The following is an 8,189-nucleotide window of genomic DNA, read 5'->3' on the forward strand; positions in this document are numbered from 1 at the left end:
TTGGCGCGTCAGCGCGGCCGGGCGCCGGGTTCGGATCTACTTTGCGGATTCGGTGGGAATTTCGAGCTGTCGGAGCTGGAGGACGGTCCGGCGATTCTGGCATCGATCCGGTTGGACTCAAGCAACGTCGGCTTGAACACGATGCTGGCCGAGATCGCCGAGCTGGAGGCCGTGCGGACGGCCGCCCGTCTTCGCCACCACCGAATAATGCATTTACACAACAGATTTCAGGTGCGGAACGCTAGTTCGGCGACCCCGGGTAGGTCATTTCGGGAGGACGTTCTCCCTGGCTGATCGGCTTGTCCCCCGCAACGTCGATCGGGGAGACACTCGCCCCCAACAGCACTCACCAACCGACATCACCCGAGTTGCGGAGGCATCAAAATCGGTCGATACCAACATCTTCCACGCCAGAGTGGTGTCAAATTACCATTGATCAACGGTGTCGTAGATGACCGATGTAATCAGTCAGGAGTGCCCGCGTGCCACATGAAAGCGATTCCGCTGTCTTCCCACATCTGGACACGGACCTGGACCGCGTCCGTGACGTTCTCGGACCCGTTCGACTGGAGGGCAGGCCCGAACTGACCGCACTTACAGACGAAGGGCCGGGCACCACTCGCCGCCTCGTCCGCCCCACTCTGACCTTGCTGTCGTACTACCTGCTCACCGATCCCGCAGCCCCGGCCGACGACCGGGCGGTGCGCGCCGCCGCCGCCGTGGAGTTGCTGCACCTGGGCTCGCTCTACCACGATGACGTCATCGATGACGTGTACGAGCGTCGAGGCCATCCCAACGCCAACGCGGTGTGGGGTTCGCGCATGGCCGTGTTGGGTGGGGACTGCGTGACGGCCGCGGGTGGGCGCTTGATGGCCGAACTCGGCCTACGCGAAGTTCTCGCGGGGTCGATCGTGAGTGAGCAGATGTGCGCGGGCATGGTGATCGAGGCCGCCGACCAGTATGTGGTCTCCCGCAGCGAGCAGTCCTACCTGGAGTCGATCGACGGCAAGACCGCGGCGCTGCTGTCGCTGGCCTGCCGGGTCGGCGCTATGCAGGCCGGCCGCTCCGAGGAGCAGGAAGAGGCGCTGGCCGGGTTCGGCCGCCAGTTCGGGATGGCCTACCAGCTGTATGACGACATCCTCGATTTGACCTCGACCGCCGAAGAAATGGGCAAGCCCGTCAACGCGGATCTGCCCGAGGGCATCTACACACTGCCCGTGATCCGCGCGGCTGCCCGCGACCGGGACCTTGCCCGCCTGCTGCGCCGAGCGATGACGCGCGAGCAAGCCACACGCGCCCGCGAGCTCGCCATCGCCTCCGGCGCCGTGCAAGAAGCACAAGCGATGGCCGATGAATTCATGGACCAGGCTGCCGGTCAACTCGCCGCACTGCCCGTTGACCCGAACGCCCGCCACGCGATGACCGCCTACGCCCGGTCGATACTCGACCGGCGAACTCCCCGCCCCACGGCATCCAGGCCTTCGACGCAGTCACCCCAAGCCCACCGTGATGTGTTCCCGCAGGAGGTCACGCGATGGTTGAGGGGCTGGCTGCTGGACACCGGCCTTGTGGTCACCCCAGCCGAGTTGGACCACCCCCGGTGGGCAGGTACATTCCGGATCCCGGCAGCGCTGGCCTTGGCCCCAGTGGACGCGGCCCGTGGACAGGCCGCTGTCGGCCTCGCCGTGCTGGCCTTTCTGTGGGACGACCTGTTCGAGGATCCGCAGCTGACCGACCCGGAAGCCGTCACTGCGCTGCGGCGTGGCCTGGTGGCAACGCTGCGCCAGGACCCGCAGACACCGTGGCGGCCCGGCGCGATCCCGACGTCCTGGGCGAGTTTGTGGCCGCGCGCGCGCGAGGGCCGCAGCGCCCGCTGGCAGGAGCGGTTCCTCGACGGCCTCGAGGAGTGGTGCGAAGCGTGCGAACGCGAAGCGCACCATCGCATCAACGGCTACATCCCCTCTACGGCCGACTATCTGCCGCTGCGGAAGTCGACCGGCGCGTTCGACAGCATGATTGCCGGCCTGGAGGTGTACCAGGACCGGGAACTGCCGTTGATGCTGCGCAACCATCCCGTGCTCCGCCGTCTCGAGGAACTGCTCTTCAAGGTGACCTTCGCGGAGAACGACCTGGTGTCACTGGATCGGGACGAGGCAGACCACGTCCCCTACAACCTGGTCAGGGCGATCCGGCACGAGACCGGCTGCACCCGCCGCGAAGCCGTCGAGCAGGTGCAGCGCCAACTGGCCGAGCATCGCACCCAACTCGACGCGGTGACCCGCTACCTTCCCGCGCTCTTCCGCGTGCTTCCCGGCCTGTCCGGCCGATGGAAGGAGTACGCGTCGATCTATGGGGACCTGACGACCGTGTTGCTCCGGACGCATCAGCTCGATCGGTACACGCAGACCTCCACTTCCGCAGCGCCGGACTTGGAACGCCTGCGCCGTGAGATCTACTACCCCGCCACCGAACCGGCTCCTACCGGGCCGTAAGCCCCTGCGGCCCGGCCCAACGCACGGTGTGTCCCGCGCGATCCACCGTGGTGGTCACGCGAGACGCCCCCTCAGGGCTTCGCCGACTGTCTATACCTCGTCGGACCGGGGATGCGAGGTCCGGGGATACGGATCCACATCGTGGGTCGAAGAGACGAGCGGGTGCGCAGATGGAAAGCAGCCGAGCCCATCACACACGGCGCGAGTCACCGCGACCACGTCGGCATCCCGCGGCTTGATTCGGTGGGCGGGCCGGCAGTCCAGCACCCAGCGCGGCACCGTCGGCCGACCCGGCGAAGTAGTAGTCCGGCACGTGTGAACGTGGCTTGCCCTCCGGTGTGGTCCAGAACAACCAGAACGGCGCCGTCCACCAACAGCCGACGTGATTGCGCTGCCCTTTGTAGGAGAGGAACCCGCGCACCGGCAGGCACTCCTCGAATGGCACCGACCATGCATCGGTCAGCGCCACACGCCGCTCATCGGCTTCCGCGTCGACATAGGCGATCTCGAACTCTCGATCCCACGGCGACGCCGACGCGCCGCCGCGGACCACACTCAGGCCCGGCACGGGCACGCAGTCTTCCGGGCCGACCGCCCCTATGTCCCCAGAATCCGCAACCCATGTCCGAACTCCGCAACCACCCCCGCAAACTACCCCCGGACACCGCAACCTATACCTGGACAGAACAGTTCTTCTGTACCCCACTCGCCCACTCGTCCGCTTCATTTTTACGAGCAGACCTCTTGCATCCAGGTAACAATTAAATAAATACCAGCAGAAATGCCGAATGTGATGCAAATTGCGTCACACGGAACAGTAGCGCTGAGCATACCGTGAGGGTGTCGTAAATGGTGTGACAGCGACGCTGCACAAGATCTTCGCCGGGAACGGCTACCTGTACTACCTGCGTCAGGTCGCGCCCGGCGACACCACCGATCTCGGGACCGATCCGCTCGGCGATTACTACTCCGCGCGCGGCGAATCCCCCGGCGTCTGGCACGGTTCCGGGCTCACTGCATTGAACCTCTCCCCCGGTGACCCGGTCACCGAAGAACAGATGAGAGCCCTGTTCGGGGAGGGCCGGCACCCGAACGCCGAGGCGATACAGGCCACCGCGGTCGATGCGGAGATGGCCACCGGGGCGCACCCCGATGTCGCGGCCCGCATCGCAGAGCTCGCCACCCGGTTGGGGAATCCGTACCGCGTCTATTCCGGCGTCAACAAGTTCCGGCAACGATGCGCAGAAGCATTCGCCGCGCACAATATCGAACACGGTAAACCATCACAGGAACCTATTTCCGAAGATATTCGTGCGCGCATCCGCACCGACGTCGCGACGGAAATGTTCACCGAACATTACGAGCGTGCACCGTTGGATGCCCGCGAATTATCGGGATGGGTGACACGGATTTCGCGCCCGCAATCCGCGGCCGTGGCCGGTATCGACATCACCTTCAGCCCGGTCAAGAGCGTCTCGGCGCTGTGGGCCATCGCCCCGAAACACATGTCCGAGCGCATCGCCGCCGCGCATCACGCCGCCGTGGACGACGCTCTGGAGTGGCTCGAACGAAACGGCATCTACACCCGGTTGGGCCGCAACGGGATCCGGCAAGTCGAGGTGGAGGGCATCGTCGCCGCGCGGTTCTTTCATCGCGAATCGCGGTGCGGCGACCCGGATTGCCACACCCATGTCGTGATCGCGAACAGGGTCCGCACGCTGGATGGGCGCTGGCGCACCCTGGACGCGTCGATGATCTACAAGCTGTTGGTCACCGTGTCGGAGATCTACAACACCCGCCTCGAGCACCATTTGGAAGCCGACGTCGGGCTGGAGTTCGCCGAGCGTCCGGGAACCGATCCTGGCAAGCGGCCGATCCGCGAGATCATCGGCATGCCCCGGGTGTTGATCGAGCACTGGTCTCGACGCGATGCGGCGATCACCGCCCGCCTCGGTGAGCTCGCGACCATATTTCAACGCCAGCTCGGGCGCGAACCGATGCCCTCGGAAATGTACGACCTCGCCGAACGAGCAACCCTGGAAACCCGCCCCGCCAAACATGTTCTGCGGTCATGGGCGCAGCAACGTGCCGACTGGCGGGCACAAGCCAGCGCGCTGTTTGGTGGCCGGGAAGTCCTCGCGCGCATCGTGTCCGGGTGCGTCCGCGGCCCGCGGCCACCGCGCGCATCTCTCGATGGCGCCCAGATCGTACGCGTCGCCGAACAGGTGCTGGCCACGGTGTCCGCGGAACGGTCGACCTGGCAGGCGCATCATGTTCGCTCCGAAGCCGAACGGTGTTTACGGGGGTTGCTCGACCGAGATCAGTGGGCACCTACCGTCGATGCGGTGGTCGCCGAGGCGTTGGCGCCGTCGCGGTCGATCCCGCGCGGGGACCCCGATATCGCCGCCGAACCAGACCTGGCCGATGTGCCAACGGTGTTCGCGCGCAGCGAGGGCAGCAGCGTCCACTCCACCGTCGGTGCGCAGTCGTTCACCTCCGCACGGCGTCTCGGGGTCGCCGACCGATTGATCGAGCTGTCGCTGCAGTCCGGTGCACGCACAATTCCCGAACCCGTTGTTACCGGTGCGATCCAGGTTTTCAATACCGATCCGGCCAACAAGGACCGGCAGCTGAATGCCGGCCAGATCGCGATGGTGAACAACTTCGCGTCCTCCCCGTGGCGTATCGAAACCAGCAACGCGCCCGCGGGAGCGGGGAAAACCACCGCGATGCGGGTACTGGTCGATGCCTGGCGCGCCTCCGGGGGCACCGTTCTCGGGTTCGCCCCGACCGCCGCCGCCGCGGCCGTGCTCGCTGAATCCACCGGCGCCCGCACCGAAACCATCGACAAACTCCTCACCATCATCGATCACCACGCCCCCGGATCACCGCGATCAGCGATGCGGGACAAGCCCTTTCCAGCATCACTACCGCAGTGGGCGTTGCAGATCGACGGGCAGACCCTGGTGATCGTCGATGAACATGTGCGACTCGGCGACGACAAACGGCTGCGGCTGTTCGAGTTCCTGGCCGCCCGCCACGCCACGATCCGATGCGTCGGAGACGACAAACAGCTGCCCTCGATCGAGGCCGGCGGCACCGCCGCGAACACCGCCGACGCCGCCCGCGCCTCGACCCTGACGCACGTGGTGCGGTTCGCTTCGACCGCCGAAGCCGCTGCGAGCCTGCTGATCCGCGACGGTGATCCCGCCGGCCTCGGGTTCTACCTGGACCACGGTCGCATCCATGCCGGAGCCCCGGCCACGGTCACCGACCAGGCGTACACCGCATGGTTTGCCGACCATGTCAGCGGCCGGGACACCGTCATGCTCGCACCCACCCACATCACAGTGAACGAGCTCAACGCCCGCGCACGTGCCGACCGACTCGCCCGCGCCACCGAAACCCCCGGCCCGGAAACGGAATTAGCGGACACGTTGTGCGCCTCGGCCGGGGACATCATCTGCACCCGGCACAACGATCCCCGCCTGCGTCTCGGAGACCACGATTGGGTACGCAACGGATACCGGTGGATCGTCACCGACGTCCGCGCGGACGGCTCCCTGGCCGCCACCCACCTGCGGCGAGGCCGGCAGCAGGGCCACAGCGCGGTGCTGCCCGCCGCCTATGTACGGGCGCATGTGCGGCTCGGGTACGCGATGACCATCGATTCCGCCCAGGGCATCACCGCCGACACCTGCCACATCGCGCTCACCGGGCACGAATCCCGCAACCAGTTGTACGTCGCGCTGACCCGGGGCATGCTCGCCAATCACCTGTACGTCCCGACCGCGATCGACGGTTCGGAAGCAAGTTTCTGGACCGAACCCGGCGTCCTGCCGCGCACCGCGGTGGAAATGCTGCAACGGGTCCTGGCCCGCGACGCCAGTCGGATCTCCCCTCATACCGAACTCCGCGACGCCCTGGACCCGCACAGCCGGCTCGGCCGCGCTGTGGACATCTATCTCGACGCCGCCGGGCTGGCAGCCGAACACGCCCTGGGCCCAGACGGATTGGCCCGCCTCGACACCGCCGCCGACGCGCTCGTACCTCATCTCACCGACGCACCCGCCTACCCTGTTCTGCGCCAACACCTCGCCGTCATCGCGCTCACGGGCCGCGACCCGATCGCCGAATTGCGGGCCGCGGCAGCCGAACGCGAACTCGACACCGCCAAGGATGCTGCCGCCGTGCTGGATTGGCGACTGGACTCCAGCGGCGCCCACTCCACCAGCCCCGGCCCTCTCCCGTGGGTGCGGGGCCTGCCCGACGCGCTGCCCGAGGTTCAGCTCACCGCACATCTGCGCGCGCGTGCGCGCCTCATCACCCGCTTGGCAGAGCAGATCACCGCCGACACCCGCACCTGGACCCCCGCGACTGCCCCGGTCTGGGCGCGCCCACTGATCGGCGGCAACCCGCGGCTGCTGGCAGACCTGGCCGTATGGCGCGCGGCAAACCATCTCGACGACACCGACCTACGCCCCACTGGCCCCACCCGGTATCCGAAACTCGAACGCGCCCAGCAACTCCTGCTCGATGCCCGCACCACCGAAGCCATCGGCGATCTGAACACCGCCGCCAACACCTGGTCCGGACTGGCCAAACGGATAGACGTACGCATCACCACCGACCCATGGTGGCCCGTGCTGGCCGACCGACTCGACACCGCCGCCCGAGCCGGCCTACCCATCGACACCCTCCTCACCACCGGCGCACAACAACACCCCCTCCCCGACGAGATGCCCGCCGCCGCACTGTGGTTCCGCCTCGACCTCGAACCCGCCACCCTCACCAGCAACCAACCACTACGCCCGGCATGGACCCCACACCTGCACCACCTACTCGGACACGACACCGCCGAACACATACTCGCCGATCCCACATGGCCCCGCATCATCGCGGCCATCGACCGCGCCACCGACACCGACTGGACACCCCACGACCTGCTCACCACCGCACACGAACTCCTCACCGCCGCCCAGCCCGACCACACCACCAGCCCCCGCCCCGACCAACTCGCCACCGCCCTGGCCTGGCGCATCGAAGCACTCCTACACCCCGACACCATCACCGACCACCCGCCAACGACCACCCCGCCAATCGAACCGTCAACCCCCACAACAACTATGAACGACACATCTGACATGACATCCGAACCCAGCACCCCCGACCCCGGACAGATCAGCGGACCGCAGCGCCTCCACGCCGCCGATTCACCGCTTCCACAACAAATTCGAGCGATCAGTGACCTTTTCTCGACCGGCCACGTCCAGGACGCCGTGCGCGCCTTCCGACAGCTCACCAACCAGATCACCGCCGAACAACGAGACATCCTCGAACGCGTCGCCACCACCCTCTACACCCGCAGCTACCCCGTCGCCAAAGCCCGACTCCTCTGGGCCGCCGAACAACACCCACAACACGCCGCACTCATCACCGCCTGCATACCAGCCACCGATCCACGCACACAACAAACCGAACCAGCCAGCCGCACACCGCAATACCGACGAGACCGACCACACGAAGCCGCCCGAGACCACGACCCGGACACCACACCACTGCGGCCCCGCGCCCCGATCACCCCGCCCGAACCAACCCCGACATCGGTTGCCGCCTACCTCATTACCCGCACCGGCACCGATGACGACCCCGACCACATGCCCATCCCACACGGTTTCGAGCACCACTACCCGGACG

At 66.8% G+C, this 8,189-nt stretch carries 3 protein-coding genes; 2 read left to right on the plus strand and 1 reads right to left on the minus strand.

Annotated features, from left to right (window positions below):
- Window positions 1-482: 482 nt before the first annotated feature.
- Window positions 483-2,492 (plus strand): polyprenyl synthetase family protein, encoded by a 2,010-nt coding sequence (locus ABH933_RS30925; RefSeq protein WP_429421988.1) that lies wholly within the window; start codon window positions 483-485, stop codon window positions 2,490-2,492.
- Window positions 2,493-2,682: 190 nt separating this feature from the next.
- On the opposite strand, the gene ABH933_RS30930 is transcribed toward ABH933_RS30925, so the two are convergent.
- Window positions 2,683-3,060, minus strand: a complete 378-nt coding sequence (locus ABH933_RS30930; protein WP_429421986.1) for a hypothetical protein — start codon at window positions 3,058-3,060, stop codon at window positions 2,683-2,685.
- A 286-nt stretch (window positions 3,061-3,346) separates the two neighbouring features.
- Here ABH933_RS30930 and mobF point away from each other — a divergent pair.
- On the plus strand, window positions 3,347-8,189 hold a 4,843-nt coding region (gene mobF, locus ABH933_RS30935; protein ID WP_429421984.1), incomplete at its 3' end, for a MobF family relaxase.

Origin of the sequence: Nocardia sp. GP40, from assembly GCF_050434125.1 — a bacterium.
In the GTDB taxonomy this organism is placed as follows: domain Bacteria; phylum Actinomycetota; class Actinomycetes; order Mycobacteriales; family Mycobacteriaceae; genus Nocardia; species Nocardia albiluteola.